General features: G+C 72.5%; 10 protein-coding genes. 2 read left to right on the top strand and 8 right to left on the bottom strand.

The features are described 5' to 3' along the window. Positions 1-14: 14 nt before the first annotated feature. The 5 genes from ASF75_RS09925 to manA form a co-directional block, all read right to left on the bottom strand. Positions 15-1,424, bottom strand: coding sequence for a DUF5719 family protein (locus ASF75_RS09925; RefSeq protein ID WP_056070913.1), 1,410 nt, complete (start codon positions 1,422-1,424; stop codon positions 15-17). Next, entirely contained in the window at positions 1,421-4,258 is a 2,838-nt protein-coding gene (locus ASF75_RS09920; RefSeq protein WP_056070910.1) for a glycosyltransferase, read from the bottom strand. The genes ASF75_RS09925 and ASF75_RS09920 overlap by 4 nt, the downstream gene beginning before the upstream one ends. A 175-nt stretch (positions 4,259-4,433) precedes the next feature. Further along, the gene (locus ASF75_RS09915) at positions 4,434-4,766 is read right to left on the bottom strand and encodes a WhiB family transcriptional regulator (protein WP_017888800.1); all 333 of its coding nucleotides are present in this window, start codon (positions 4,764-4,766) and stop codon (positions 4,434-4,436) included. Between the two features lie 188 nt (positions 4,767-4,954). Next, entirely contained in the window at positions 4,955-5,917 is a 963-nt protein-coding gene (galE, locus tag ASF75_RS09910; protein ID WP_031260600.1) for a UDP-glucose 4-epimerase GalE, read from the bottom strand. A 143-nt stretch (positions 5,918-6,060) separates the two neighbouring features. Further along, on the bottom strand, positions 6,061-7,269 hold the full coding sequence (gene manA / locus ASF75_RS09905) for a mannose-6-phosphate isomerase, class I (protein ID WP_056070907.1): 1,209 nt from the start codon (positions 7,267-7,269) through the stop codon (positions 6,061-6,063). 66 nt (positions 7,270-7,335) lie between these two features. Between manA and ASF75_RS09900 the strand changes: the two genes are divergently transcribed. Continuing rightward, positions 7,336-8,715, top strand: coding sequence for an O-antigen ligase family protein (locus ASF75_RS09900; RefSeq protein WP_056070905.1), 1,380 nt, complete (start codon positions 7,336-7,338; stop codon positions 8,713-8,715). A gap of 13 nt (positions 8,716-8,728) precedes the next feature. On the opposite strand, the gene ASF75_RS09895 is transcribed toward ASF75_RS09900, so the two are convergent. Further along, positions 8,729-10,081 (bottom strand): hypothetical protein, encoded by a 1,353-nt coding sequence (locus tag ASF75_RS09895; RefSeq protein ID WP_056070902.1) that lies wholly within the window; start codon positions 10,079-10,081, stop codon positions 8,729-8,731. 92 nt (positions 10,082-10,173) lie between these two features. On the opposite strand from ASF75_RS09895, the gene ASF75_RS09890 reads away from it, so the two are divergent. Further along, a complete protein-coding gene (locus ASF75_RS09890; RefSeq protein WP_056070899.1) occupies positions 10,174-11,475 on the top strand; it encodes an O-antigen ligase family protein in 1,302 nt (433 codons plus the stop codon). 155 nt (positions 11,476-11,630) lie between these two features. Here the strand turns inward: ASF75_RS09890 and ASF75_RS09885 are convergent, their stop codons facing one another. Both ASF75_RS09885 and ASF75_RS09880 read right to left on the bottom strand, forming a co-directional pair. Then, a complete protein-coding gene (locus ASF75_RS09885; protein ID WP_056070896.1) occupies positions 11,631-12,377 on the bottom strand; it encodes a polyprenol monophosphomannose synthase in 747 nt (248 codons plus the stop codon). Continuing rightward, complete coding sequence (locus tag ASF75_RS09880) at positions 12,374-14,860, bottom strand: glycosyltransferase (RefSeq protein WP_056070893.1); 2,487 nt, start codon at positions 14,858-14,860, stop codon at positions 12,374-12,376. Before ASF75_RS09880 ends, ASF75_RS09885 begins: the two co-directional genes overlap by 4 nt. Between the last annotated feature and the right edge of the window lies 1 nt (position 14,861).

The raw sequence follows: 14,861 nt of genomic DNA, 5'->3' as shown, positions 1-14,861 counted from the left end.
GCTGGCACCACCCGTCAGGGGTAGACGCGCACCGGTGTGGAGACGTCGGTGGCCGGGCGCACCGGGAACCCGGCGATCCCGTCAGCGCCGCGGTACGTGACCCCCGCGACGACGCCGTCGGTGCCGGTCAGCGTGAGCTGCTTCGCCGTCGGCACCGACAGTGTCCCGGTGGCGCCGGACAGGAGCGTCAGGGTGCGTCGTTCGTCGCCCGACCGCACCGTGACCGTGCGGTCCTCGCTCGTGGGGTTCACGAAGTTCAGCCGCACACCCTCGCCCGGCGCGATGGCGGTGATGGTCTCGTCGCCGAGCGGCTCGGCGGAGGCGAACCACCCGAGGTCGGTGCCGGTGCTGGTGCCGTCGGTGGGCGTCGTGGTGCGCGCCCCGGTGACGATCGGCTGGGTCGACGTGACGGTGAACGAGTACCGGCCGTCCGGGAAGTCGTCGAGCGGGACGTCGGTCACGACGCCGGGCTCGGCGGTGGCGTTGACGGTCGTGCCGCCGCCGTCGGCCGTGCTGATGCCGAGGGTGACGCGGGCCGACTTCGTGCCCGGCACGAACAGTCGGACGACCGGTGCCGCGTCGGCCGTGTCGTCACCACGCTGGGCGGCCTGCGCGTCGGCGAGGACGACGGCGGGGATGACCTGGGACCGGGACGGCGCAGCGCCGCCGGAGACGATGTCGAAGCCGCCCGGGGTCAGGGTGCGGACGACGGTCTCCTGCATGTGCGCGACGATCTGCCCGCCGGACGAGGTGACGTGCACGACCGTCGACGCGGCGTCGGACACGAAGCCCGACAGCGGGACGACCTTCTGCGTGTTCGGTGCCACGACGATGCCGGTGGTCCCGGGGGCGCTGACCGTCCCGTCGCCGTCGTAGATCGCCAGGTCGACCGTGGCGTTGACGTCCGTCGGGTTCGAGAGCGTGACGAGGCTCGTGCGACCGGTCTCGGTCGATCCGCCGACGAGCCACGTGGACTGGGTCGGGTCGTCGCACGAGGCCGCTCCGGCACCCACCAGGTCGCCGCTGGAGACGCTCTGGAAGCTGCTGCCCGCGACCTGCGGGGTCGTCTCCCCCGCTGGCGCCGTCAGGAGCCGGGGCTCGCTGCCGCCGGTGGTCGAGGCGTCGAGCGCGGACCGCTCGACCGTGGAACCGGTCGTCGCGGTCGCGACGGTGGCGGTGCCGACGGTGCTCGCCTGCGTCGCGTCGTTGCCCGCGTCGTCGGACAGACGCAGTGCGCTGCCGGCGCAGACACGTTCGGCGGCGGCGGGGACCGGCGTGACGGTGCGCCCGGCGGGTCGGCCGGGTTCCGACTCGGTGCCGATGGCGTGCGCCGCGGTGACGGCGCCCGCCGCGACGACGACGGCGACGGCCGTGGCGGTGCCGCGGACGATCCAGCGCCGGACGGAGGAGGGGGTGGTGCTCATTCGTCGCGCTCCTCGTCGAAGGTGGTGGCGGGTTCCTCGGCCTCGATGACGTTCGAGGTGGCACGGCGGCGGCGCGGGGCCGTCGGGACCGCGAGCAGGGCTGCGGCGCCGAAGACCACGCCGAGCACGACGAGGTACAGCACGTGGGTGGCCTGGGTCGCCGCGGAGCCGGAGCGCGTGCGGTCGACCTCGCCGTCGTAGTGGAACAGCTGCCCGTTGGTGGTCTCGCCGATGCTGGTGAAGAGCGCGTTCTGGCCGATGGCACCGGCGGCCCGGTCGTGCACCGTCTGCGCCTCGGGGTCGTCGCCCGCGTCGTCGATGAGCACGAAGCTCACGCCGAGTTCGCGGAGCGCCGGCCGGGGGTCGTACCCGCTGCGACTGGCCAGGTTGCCCGCGAGCGTGGTCAGCCGCGAGCCGGACTCGCTCAGCCGGAGCGCGGTCGCGTCGAGCGTCGACTGGTCGTCGAGGGTGGACCCCTGCCCGCGTTCGAGCGTGACGGCGAGCGACCCGTCGTCCTGCGGCACGACCACGAGCGTGCCGACGTCGGGGTTCGCCTGGGCCTCGGCGTTCACGTAGGCGCTGAGCACGCGGCCCGTGGTCGGCTCGATCGTGGCGGTGCCGAGGTAGAACGCCGCGAACGCCGGCGCGACGGCGATCCCGGCGAGCACGGTCGCGACGAGCCCTGTGACCGGTGCGGCCTTCGGCAGCACGTCGATGCCGATGCACGCCGCCACCACGAGGGCGAGCCAGTACACGGACAACCCGCTGCCGGGCCAGACGATGGTGGTGGTCGAACCGACACCGGTGACGGTGACGTGGGTGGCGGCGAAGGCCGTGGCGAAGCCGAGGAGCGCGATGACGAGCGCGGAGCCGGCGACCGCCCAGCGGTGGCCGAGCACCGCCCCGATCGCGGCGACGGCGACCGGGAGTGCCAGGACGGCCATCACGATCGGCAGGGCCCCGACGACGAGCGTCAGCCCGGAGGTCGCGGGCAGCCAGCCGCTCCAGTCGGGCAGGGGCTGCCCGATGGCGAGCTGCAGGGCGGACGGTGCCCGGGTCGCGGACGGCGCCCCGGGGTCGGCGAACACGGCGAGCAGGTTGCCGCGTGCCGCCTGCGCCAGGATCAGCGGCAGGAACAGCACCGCGGTCGGCACCGGGATGAACACGCGACGGTGGGCCCGGCGCCAGCCGACCAGCAGCGCCACGAGCCAGCCGATCAGCAGGACCGGCAGCAGCGACGGAGCCGAGGCGGCGACCACGGCGAACAGCAGCGACGCACCCGAGGCCCAGGCCCACGAGCGGTGCGCCTCGAGCACGGCGACGAACAGCCACGGCAGGACCAGGTGCGCGATCACGGCACCGAGGTGCCCGGTCGTCACCGAGCCGACGAGCGACGGGGCGATGGCGTAGAGCGACGCTCCGATGACCGGCACCCAGGTGCGGGTCGTGACCTTGCGGACCGCGAACCAGGCACCGAGGGCGGACAGCGGGAAGGCGACGAGCATGACGAGCACGACCGCGGTGGACGGCGACCAGAAGACGATCGAGCCGAGCACGGCGAGCACCGCGGTGAAGGGGTCGGACGGGCCCGTGAAGCCGGTGCCGAGCGAGTGGAAGCCGTACCCGACGTTCTGCCAGAGCTGACCGGGGGTCGCGGAGAGCGGCAGGAGTCCCCCGCCGGTCAGGGCCGGCGAGCCGAGCAACGGGTAGAGCGTCACGACGCTGAGCGCCGCGGCAGCCAGGACCACCCAGATCCCGCCGTCGCCGAGGAACGACGCCCTGGCGATCGGGGCGTCCTCGACGCGGGCGAGTTCGACGTCGCGCGAGGTGGTGCGGTGCTCGTACACCCGACGCCAGCTCACCCGGAGCGGTTCGACGGCCGCCCAGCCGAGCTGCTTCGTGCGGGCGAGGTTCTTGCGTGCACGGCCCGTGCCGCCGCCGAACGCGACCGCGAACGCGGCGGAGAGCTCGGGGACCACGGCGGCGGGGTGCTTCGCGACCAGGTGCCCCAGGGCGCGGCCGACGGCGAAGGGCACGAGCGTGAGCCAGTGCAGCCAGACGAGCGCGACGGGGGCGTACGTCATCCGACGGTGCAGCTGCGCCTGCCGGTGCATCCGGACGCGCCGCGCCTCGGACACACGCTTGCGCCCGAACTCCTCGATCGGTCCGGCGCTGGTGACCCTGGCCTCGGGCACGAGGGCCACGCGGTGTCCGGCGAGGCGGACCCGGACCGAGAAGTCGAGCGCCGCGTCGACGTCCGGCAGTGCCGGGTCGAAGCCGCCGAGTTCGTTCCAGACCGAGCGACGCACGAGCATGCCGCCGGCGGTGACGCCGAGCACGTCGGTGTTGCGGTCGTGCTGGCCCTGGTCGAGCTCGTCCTGCACCAGGACGATCGAGCGGCCGAAGCGGGTCATGCTCTCGCCGAACGCACGGATCAGCGACGGATCGTCGTCGGCGACGAGCTTCGGACCGGCGACGACGACCGACGGCGCGATCTCGACGGCGCCCAGCAGGTCGGCGAGCGCGGTCGGTGCCGGCGCGTTGTCGTGGCCGAGGATCCACAGCCACTCGTCGACCGGCTCGTCGGTCGCGGCGGGCGGCGCGCTGCGCTCGCCCTGCCGGACGGCGTCACCGAACGACCGGCCCGCCGGGAGGCGGACGAGCTGCGCGGACCCACCGAAGGACAGTTCGGCGGTCGATCCGTCGGTCGTGCCGACGTCGACGACCACGAGGTTCTCGGGGTGGCGGGTCTGGGCGGCGAGCGCGTCCAGGGTCCGGTCGAGGTGGGCCGCCCCGTTGGCGGCGACGAGGATCGCGGTGACTCTGGGCTGCATGACGGGCGTCACTCTACGGTCTGGAGGCGCGGTGTCGGCTGCGTACGGCGGCGCGCCGTGAAGCTGTGGACGCGCTCACCGCGCGGTGCGGGGCGGGCGGAGAACGGCTGGTCCCGGCGTCCTCGTCGCAGGCTCCTCGGCGCGCCCTCGCACGGCGCTGGCGCGCCGTGACCGCTCAGGCGCGCTTCCGCAGCTTGCGGCGCTCCCGCTCGGAGAGGCCACCCCAGATGCCGAAGCGTTCGTCGTTCTCGAGCGCGTACTCGAGGCACTGCGCCCGGACCTCGCACGAGGTGCAGATCTTCTTCGCCTCGCGCGTGGAGCCGCCCTTCTCGGGGAAGAACGCCTCGGGGTCGGTCTGTGCGCACAGCGAGTCGACCTGCCAGGCGAGCGGGTTCTCCTCGTCGTCCGCCTCGGGACGTCGGACCCCGGGGACGCCGAGCGCCACGGGATCGACGTGCCAGTCCTCCGGAACTCCGGCGTGGAACTCGGAACCGTTCACCCTGATCACCCCTGCCGCCTCGACAACGAACCCCAACTCTTGCGGCCGTTGCCTGTAATTACAGCGGTGTCATTCGCCTGAGTCAAGTCGCGGATCATAGAAGGCACTGACCGCTCCAGCGTGTCATGTCCCCCGTTTGGGCGTGTCGCGCCGCTCGGGTGGGCCTTCCGGGGGACAACTGACTCGTCCTCAGGCGCTCAGGAGGCGCTGCGGCGGGCCTCCCACGCGCTCGAGACCATCTCGTCCAGGGAGTGCCGCATCGCCCACTCGAGGTCTCGGGCGGCGGCTTCGCCGGTCGCGACGATGCGGGCCGGGTCGCCGGGGCGCCGCGGTGCGATCTCGGGGTCGAAGGCGATCCCGGTGCCGGCAGCCATCGCGTCCATGATCTGCCGGACGCTCACGCCGTCGCCGCTGCCGAGGTTGTAGGCGCGCTCGAGCGGCTCCCCGGCCTCGAGCTTCCGTGCGGCCACGGCGTGCGAGTGCGCCAGGTCGGCCACGTGCACGTAGTCGCGGACACAGGTGCCGTCCGGGGTGGCGTAGTCGTCGCCGTTGATCCGCGGGGTCCGGCCGGCGAGCAGCGCGTCGAAGACCAGCGGGAACAGGTTGTGCGGGCTGGCGTCGTACAGGTCGGGCTCCCCCGAGCCGACGACGTTGAAGTACCGGAGCGACGTGGTGGCGAATCCGGCGGCGACCTCCATGTCGCGCAGCAGCCACTCGCCGATGAGCTTCGACTCGCCGTACGGCGACTCCGGGTTCTTCGGGGTGGACTCGACCACGGTCTCGACGTCCGGCGTGCCGTAGACCGCCGCGCTCGACGAGAAGACCGCCTTGGTGACGCCGGTCTCGGCCATCGCGCGGAGCAGGGTCGCCATGCCGGTGACGTTCTGCTCGTAGGTGTGCAGCGGGCGCTCGACGGAGACGCCGGCGTACTTGAACCCCGCGACGTGGACCACGCCGGTGACCTCGTGCTCGCGCAGGGTGCGCGCCACGAGCTCCCCGTCGAGGATCGTGCCCTCGACGAACGGCACGTCGTCCGGCACGAACGCGCGGAAGCCGCTCGAGAGGTCGTCGAACGCGACCGTGTCGATGCCGGCCGAGCGCAGTGCTCGGACGACGTGGGACCCGATGTACCCGGCACCGCCGGTGACCAGCCAACTCATGCTCGCCACGCTAGCGGACGTCGGCGAAGCCACGGTGGCGGTGTGCGGGTCCGCGCCGCCGCGTGCGGTTCCGCGCCGGTTCCGCGACGGCGTCCCCGGCCAGGACGCCTGTCCTGGGCGCGCGCGGGTCCTGGGCGCCGGTCCTAGGCGCCGGTGGCGATGAACACCGTCGACGTGATGCCGTCGGACGAGTCCGCCTCGACGGTCACGTCGCCCTCGTCCGGCGTGATGAAGCACGACTCGCCCTTGCGGAGCAGGGTGGCCGACTGCGCGCCGACGAGCGTGACGACGCCCTCGGTGCAGATCGCGATCGACGGTCCGACGAGCGGCGCGACCCCGCCCGTGCTCAGGCCGGCCGGGCGGCCGTCGCCGTCCACCCGCAGCAGCGCGAAGCCGACGCCGTCCGGTGCGAACCGGTCGACGCCGCCGGCGATGCGCTCCGGCTCGAGGACCGGGGCCGGGTACGCGGTGAAGTCGAGCACCCGCAGGAGCTCCGGCACGTCGACGTGCTTCGGCGTCAGCCCGCCGCGCAGCACGTTGTCCGACGGCGCCATCAGCTCGATGCCGAGCCCGTCGAGGTACGCGTGGATGTTGCCGGCGGGCAGGTACATCGCCTGCCCCGTACCGAGCGTCACACGGTGCATGAGCAGGGAGACCACGATGCCGGGGTCGCCCGGCCAGCTGGTCGCCAGGTCGCGCACGGTCGCGGTGTTCGGGGTGAGCAGGTCGTCGTCGAGGGCGACGGCCAGGTCGCTCGCGGCCTGCACCACGGCGAGTGCGGACTCGTCGGCGGTCTCGAGCCAGCGGACGGTGTCCTCGAGCCCGTGCAGCAGGTGCACCTCGAGCGGACCGAGCCGTCCGGTGCCGGCGTCGAGCACGCGCACCTCGGCGAGGGTCTCCTCGACGGGGCGGAAGCCGCTCAGCGCCTCGAACCGCTCGCTCAGCGCGACGACGAGCTCGGGCTTCGGGAACGGGTCCTTGTAGTTGCGAGCCGGGTCGTCGAGCGGGATGCCCTCGCGCTCTTCACGGGCGAAGCCCTCCGCCGCCTGCTCCGGGGTGGGGTGCGCCTGCAGCGAGAGCGGTGCGGCCGCCGCGAGCACCTTGAGCAGGAACGGCAGGTCGGTGCGGTCCGGACCGAGGGCGGTCTCCGGCTCGTCGGCGATCCAGTCGCGGAGCGTGTCGGCTCCGCCCACCATGGCGGGGTTGACGACGACGCTGGGGCTGCCGGCGTGGGCGCCGAGCCAGAGCTCCGCCTGCGGGGCACCCGTGACGGTGCGGCCGAGGAGCTCCGGGATCGCGGTGACCGAGCCCCAGGCGTAGTCGCGGGGGGTGTTCGTGATGCCGAGGAACATGGGCCAGAGCCTACCGGCGCCGCCGAGGGAGTCCTGCGGACGGCGACCGGCCGGTACCCTGGCGTCGTGACGAACACCTGGCCGCTGGCGCGCGGGGCCGTACCGGAGCGCGAGGCGTTCGCCTTCGGGGCGACGACCCTGTTCGTGCTGTTCGCGGGCGACGCCGTGCCGAACACCCTCACCTGGGTCGGGGCCGGTGTCCTCTGGGCCCTCGTCGCCGCCTGGGGCACCACGATCCTGGTCCGGGCGAAGCCGCCGCTCGTCCGCACCCCCTGGGCGCTCTGGGCGTTCCTCGGCTGGTGCCTGGTGACGCTGGTCTGGTCGCACTGGCGGTTCGCGACGATCTCGAGCCTGACCGTGCAGGTGATCTGCGCCGCCGTGGCGTTCACGATCGCCTCGACCCTGACGTGGCGGCGGATCACCGACGCCATGAGCCTCGCGCTCCGCTGGGTCCTGATGCTCTCGCTGCTGTTCGAAGCCGTCGTCGCGGTGTTCGTCCGCCACCCGATCGCGCCGATCTGGACCGACTACGGCGACCGCGACGTCCCCGACGCGTTCTACTTCTCGCGCGCCGAGCTCTTCACCGGTGGCCGGATCCAGGGCCTGCCGGGCAACGCGAACCTGCTCGCCATGGTCGCCCTGCTGGTCGCGATCGTGGTCGCCGTGCAGTTCGCCGAGGGCCGGATCCGCCGCAACCAAGCTATCGGCTGGCTCCTCGTCGCCGCACTCGGCTTCGTCCTCACCCGCTCGTCGACGGTCATCGCCGCTGCCCTCGTGGTCGCCGTGGTCGCCCTGGTCGCGGTGTGGATGCGCCGTGTGCCGACCGAGCGCCGCACCCCGCGCTACCTGCTGCTCGCGGTGGGCGCGATCGTCGTCGCCGTCGCCGCGGCCGTGCTGCGTGGTCCGGTCTCCGAGCTGCTCGGCAAGGGCTCGGACGCCACCGGTCGGGGCGAGATCTGGGGCAAGGTGCTCGGGCTGATCGACCAGCACCCCGTGGATGGCTGGGGCTGGATCGGGTACTGGTGGCCCGGCATCCCGACGCTCGCCGACCTGGCGCACCGCAAGGGTGTCACCTACCTGCAGGCCCACGACGCCTACCTGGACGTCTGGATGCAGACCGGCATCATCGGCCTGGTGCTCTTCGCGATCTACGTGGTGACGACGCTGTCGCGCTCGTGGGCCTGCGCGACCCGCATCGGGTACGACGCCACGCTGCGTCCGCGGTCGTTCGACCCAGTGTCGCTCCTGCCGCTCCTGGTCGTCGTCGCGCTGCTCGTGCAGTCCGTCGCCGAGTCCCGCCTGCTCTACCAGGGGAACTGGGTGCTCTTCGCCCTGCTCGCGATCAAGACCCGCATCGTGCTGACCGGCGAGGAACCCGTGTCCACCGGCGACGGCCCCCGCACGCCGCTGGCCAAGCGCGAGTTCCGCTGGGCCGGCACGCGCTGACCCGGGCGCTCCCTCAGCGCGACAGCCAGGAGCACGCCACCGGGGACGACCACGGGTTCGACCGCACCCGGGCGACCTCGAGCGACGGGTCCGCGTCGCACGCCTCGACCGCCGCCGGCAACTGCCCGGCCCACACCGGGCCGTCGCTGCGCCGCGTGTCCGCCGGCGCGACGTGCAGCACGGCCGACGCGACGACGGCGGTGACCACGCACCAACCGGCCAGCGCACCGACGAGGCGACCCGCGCCTCCTGTCCGTGCCGCCACACGCGACCAGCGGGGCGCGTCCACCAGCGCGGCGGCGGCGACCACCGCGGCGCTCACGAGCAGCAGGCCGGCAGCGGCGGCGTAGCGCTGCGGCGGCAGGGCGGCCATCGCGCTCACCGGCGCGGACCAGCGGACGCCGGCACCGTGGTTGGCGAGGACGGCCACCCACCACACCGCGACCGAACCGGCGGCGAGTGCCGTGACCATCCACCGGGTGCCTGTCGGCCCGACGACCACGGCCGCCACCAGGACGACCAGCAGCAGGGCGGCGGGGACCAGGACCACGGCCCAGCCGTGCTCCACCACCGCCGTCAGCGCGGCGCCGAGGTCCGGACCCCAGGCACCCGCCACGGGACGCAGCAGGTACCCGGCGAGCACGTCCACGACCGCCGGCGACCCCGTGGCGAGGGCACGCGGGTTCGTCAGGGCCGTGACGCCCTGCGCGGCCAGGGCGACGACCACGACGACCGTGACGGGCAGCGCGGACCACCGACCGGATGAGCCGGGCGTTCGGCCTCGGGGCGTCCACGCGAGGAGCAACAGGGGCGCGAACAGTGCGGTGAGGGGTTCGGTGAGCACGGCGACACCAGCGACCACGGCGAGCGCGCCCGCGCCCCACCAGGAGCGGCTGCGGAAGGTGAAGACCCACGGCACCAGGACGAGCAGGAACCAGTGCAGGTTCGCCGCGTTGCCGCTGATCTCGTACGGGGCGAGCGGCAGGACGACGGGGACGGCGGCGAGCACCAGCCGGAACGGCCACGGGCGGACGACGTCGCGGGACAGCACGAACACCAGGGCGCAGACCCCGCCGACCACCGCGCAGGACGCCAGTGCCACCACCTGCGCGTACCGTTCGGGCGGCAGCGCGTAGCCGAGGTCGACGATGAGCCGGGGCAGCAGGTGCAGGTAGCCGGCGTAGGGGTGCAGCAGCGTGTCGACGGGCCCCATCGCGATCCGTTCGCGCAGGAACACGCCGCCGTCCTCGGCCCAGACGGTGTTCCGCGCCACCGGACCGAGGCGGTACCAGGCCAGTGCGGTCGTGAGCAGGCCGACGAGGACCGCGACGAGCGGGACGCCGACGACCCTGCGCGCGACGTCCATTCGGTGAGGATAGATCGCTCATCGCGCATCGTCGATACAGCCACACCGCGATGTGGTGTGCTCGTCACAAGGTCGTGCGCCAAGATGGACGCGTGACGGACGGCCGGGTGAGCAGACAGGTGCTCGGGCGCCGGTACCTCTCCGCCTGGATCGGCTTCTCGGCCGGTGGACGGTTCAGCCAGGCGCTCGCGACGGTCATCGTGCTGTTCGGGTTCGGCCAGCCCACGGTGGAGACACTCGTCGGTCAGGCGGGGACCTGGGCGGTGCTCGTGACGCTGTTCGTGCTCGCGGGGCTGAGTCTGCTGGGACAGCGCTACCGGATCGAGTGGCACGGGGTCCTCCCCCTCTCGCTGTTGGCCTTCGTCGGCTACTGCGCGTTGAGCGTGCTGTGGAGCGAGTACTCCTGGTTCGCGCTCCGCGGGCTCGTGCAGACCGTGTGCTTCATCGGCCTCGGGCTGTACCTGGCGCTCGGCCGCGACCTGGTGCAGGTGATCCGGGCCTCGGGCGACGCCTTCCGGATCCTGCTCGTGACCGCCCTCGGGCTCGAGGTCCTGTCCGGCCTGGTGCTCGACGTCCCGTTCCCGGCGTTCGGCATCCGCGGTGACATCGCGTACGGCGGCCCGATCCAGGGCATCGGCGGCACACGCAACTTCATGGGCTTCATCGCCGCCATGGCACTGGTCACCTTCGTGGTCGAGTTCCTCACCCGGTCCGTCACGCTCTGGCGCGCGATCGCCTCGACCTCGCTCGCCGTCATCGCCCTGATGCTCGTGCAGTCCCCCATCACCGGCCTGGCGATGATCGCACTCGCCGTCACCGCACTGGCGCTCTGGTCACTCCGGCACGCGCGACCGGCGACCAGACCGGTGGTCAACGGCGTCCTCGGCGCGGTCGTCCTGCTGACCCTGGCCGTCGGGGTGCTCGCGCGGCACCGGCTGCTCGCCGAGATCGGGGCGGCCGGCGGCACCGCGACGCGCACGGACCTGTGGTCCCAGATCCGGGTCCTGGTGGAGCGCTACCCGATCCAGGGCTGGGGCTGGGTGGGGACCTGGCCGACCGAGCCGGTGGTGCCGTACGTGACGCTCATCGACCCCGCCGGCGTCCGCTTCACCTCGGGCCTGAACGCCTTCGTGGACGCCTGGCTGCAGATCGGCTTCGCGGGCACGCTCATCCTCGGGATCACGGCGCTGCTCGCGTTCGCGCGGGCCTGGGTGACGGCGACGACGTTCCCCGGGGTGGCGTACGTGTGGCCGGCCGCGGTGCTCGTGCTGCTCGCCGTCACCAGCACGGCGGAGAGCTACCTGCTGCACGGCGCGGGGCTGATGTTCTTCGTGACGGTGCTCGTGATCGCCGCGCGGCGGCGATCGTGGCGCCGGCACCTGCCGCGCGTGTAGCGCCGGACCGGAGGCCCGTGGCGGCCCCGCACCGCGCCTCCAGGCCGTCACGCCGAACGTTCCGGGCCCGCGCATCGTGAGCAGGAACGGTCGCCCCAGTAGACGCGACGCGACCGTTCCTGCGCACGAAGCGAGCGCGCGCTCCGGGCCTCGCGCTACGGGCGCGTGCGGCGACCCAGACGGCGCTGCACACCCCACCGGGTGACACGGAGCATCGCCTCGACCACGATGGACCGGCTCATCTTGGAGACCCCGTGCACGCGGTCGCGGAACCGGATCGGCACCTCGACGATGCGGCCGCCGAGGGCGTCCACGCGCAGCGTCATGTCCACCTGGAAGCAGTACCCCTTCGAGTCCACCGATGCGAGGTCCATCCGCGCGATCGCCGACGAGCGGTACACGCGGTACCCGGCGGTGATGTCGCGCACGCCGAGGCCGAGCACCAGGCGGGCGTAGGTGTTCGCCCCGCGGCTGAGCGCCTGGCGTCGGAGCGGCCAGTCGACGACCGAGCCACCCGGCACCCAGCGGGACCCGATCGCGAGCAGGACGTCCTCGGACGCGGTCACGGCGTCGATCATGGCCGGCAACCGGTCGGCCGGGTGCGAGCCGTCGGCGTCCATCTCGACCAGCAGCGGGTAGCCGCGCTCCAGACCCCACCGGAAGCCGGCGACGTACGCCGTGCCGAGCCCGGCCTTGCCGGGGCGCTGCAGCAGGTGCACGCGGTCGTCAGCGGCGGCCAGCGACCGCACGATGTCCCCGGTGCCGTCCGGGCTGCCGTCGTCGACGACGAGCACGTGGGCACCGGGCACCGCCGCCAGCACGGCGGCCGTGATCGCGCGGATGTTCTCGGCCTCGTCGTAGGTCGGGACGATGACGAGGGCGGCGGTGTCCCCCGGGGTCACCGGTTCAGGCGTCGCTTCACCTTGCCTGCGACGCTGCGGGGGCCCTCGGTGCGCAGGTAGTGCACGGCGCGACCGAGGTCGTAGCGGACACCGGAGAGCTTCTTGCGCTCCGGCACGCGGACGCGCATCTTGTGCGGCTCGATCGAGGACGTCGTGTCGCGCACCGACTTGTCCGCAGCGCGGATCGGGTTCCGGCAGAACTCGACGAGCGGGGCGAGGACGTTCTCCCACGTGAACTGCTCGCGCACACGGTCGACGTTGCCGATGAACTCGGTGCGGGCCTTCTTGTCGAAGAGCGCCGTCTCGAGCGCGGTCGCCAGGCCGTCGACGTCCTGCTCGTGCACCGCGATGCCGAGCTTCTGCTCCGCGACGAGGTCACCGAACGAGTCGCCGGCCGTCGTGACGATCGGCAGACGTGCCCACAGGTAGTCGAGGATGCGGGTGCGGAACGAGAACGTCGTCTCGAGGTGCTCGTAGTGCGTCGAGACGCCGGCGTCGGCCTCGAGCAGGTAGGCGCCGCGCTCCTCGTACGGGATCCACTGGTCGTTGAAGAACACGTGCTTGCCGGTGAGCCCGAGGGCGTCCGCCTCGGCGCGGACCTTCGCCACGATGTCCATCTCGGGGACGTCGGGGTTCGGGTGCTGCACACCCATGAAGAAGAGCTTGACCGACGGACGGCGCTCGGCGAGCCGGGCGATCGAGCGGACCAGGGTGATCGGGTCGAACCAGTCGTAGATCCCCCCGCCCCAGACGACGAGCTTGTCGTTCTTGCCGATGCCCGGCACGACGCCCTTGACCCGCTGCTGGTCGTGCACCGGCGGGGTCGAGGACAGGCCGAACGGCACGACGCCGATGAGCGAGCGCAGGTCGGCGTCACGCGAGTACGTGCGGGCGTTCACGCGGCCGGAGCCGGCGAGCTGCCCGAGCCAGAACATCCGCTGACGCTCCGAGGCACAGATGAAGTAGTCGCCGAGCTCGAGCTGGTGGTTCAGCGTGTCCGAGGCGTCGAGGATCTGGCGGTTCCACTTGTCGACGTCGTCGCTGCGGCCCTGTTCGAGCTGCTCGAGGTGCAGCGGGTCGTAGACGTCGACGACCAGGATCTTGCTGGTCGACTCGAGCACGGGGAACAGCCGGAGCGCGTGGCCCTGCACGATGATGACGTCGGCCCAGCCCTCGTGCTCGACCATCTGGCGCGGGTGGCGGTGCGGGACCGTGACGACCTCGTACGAGGGGTCGATCGGCGACGAGCGGGTGAGGCTGACCACGCGGACGTCGTGCTCCGATGCCAGCTGCTTCGCCATCTGGGTGGCGCGGATCGCCGGACCGGCCATCTTCGCGCCGATCGAGTCGCCCGTGATGATGAGGACGCGGCGACGGGTGCCGACCTCGAGCACGCCGAGGGAGTGCACGATCTTGTCGTAGCCGGCCAGGTAGTTCTCGATCGGGTACGCGGGCTCGTCGCGGTTACCGAACAGGCGGAGGAGCTCGCGGTCGGACCGGACACGGCTCGCCTGGATCTGGCGGCGGGACTCGGTCATCGACGGCAGCTGCTCGACGAACTGGTCGACGCCGTAGATGCCCGCCATGCTCGTCTTCGGCACCGGGATGGTGGGGACGCTGTCGTCGCCGGGGTTGCGCAGGTCGAGCTCGGTGGAGTCGAGCTCCCCGCGGCCCACGGCACGGCGGACGGCGAGCGCCAGCGAACCGGGCAGCGCCGCGGCGAGCTGTTCGTCACCGAGGTTCTTGTAGAGCGTGAACAGTGCGTTGCGCTCGAGCAGGTAGGTCTCGCGGAAGTCGCCGAACTTGTTCATCGACGCGTGGTGCTTGTGGAACGCGACGGACTTCGGCTGGTACCGGAAGCGCCAGCCGAGCAGGTTGAGCCGCCAGCCGAGGTCGACGTCCTCGTAGAACATGAAGTAGCGGTCGTCGAAGCCGTCGAGCTGCTCGAAGAGCTCGGCGCGGATGAACATCGCGGCGCCGGTGCCGAACAGGACGTCGGTCTCGCTCTCCCACCGGCCGGTGTCCGGCGACCCGGCGAAGGGCTTGTAGCCCATGCCGTACCAGGTCATCGCGGCCTCGGTGAAGTCGACGTTGACGCCTTCCCAGTCGAGGACCTTCGAGGCGACGGCACCGATGTCGGCACCGGAGGCGAACGTGGCCATGGCCTCGCGCACCCAGCCGGTGTCCGGACGGGCGTCGTTGTTGAGGAACGCCACGACCTCGCCGGAGGACTTCTCGACGCCGAGGTTGCACCCGCCCGTGAACCCGAGGTTCGCACCCGCATCGATCAGGGTGAAGTCGAGGGACGAGGCCTTCAGCCGACCGAGGTGCTCGGGGCCCGAACCGTTCTCGACGACGATCACCTCGAGCTTGTCCTGCGGCCAGTCCTGCTTGCGGAGCTCCGCGATGCTCGTCAGGGTGTCGTCCGTGCCCTTGTAGTTCACGAGGATGACGGAAACGACTCCCGGCTTGCGCTCTGTCACG

The sequence above is a fragment of the Curtobacterium sp. Leaf154 genome (assembly GCF_001424595.1).
Classification (GTDB): domain Bacteria; phylum Actinomycetota; class Actinomycetes; order Actinomycetales; family Microbacteriaceae; genus Curtobacterium; species Curtobacterium poinsettiae.
The sequence above is the reverse complement of the archived record's forward strand: the minus strand, read 5'-3'. Positions and strand labels throughout refer to the sequence as shown.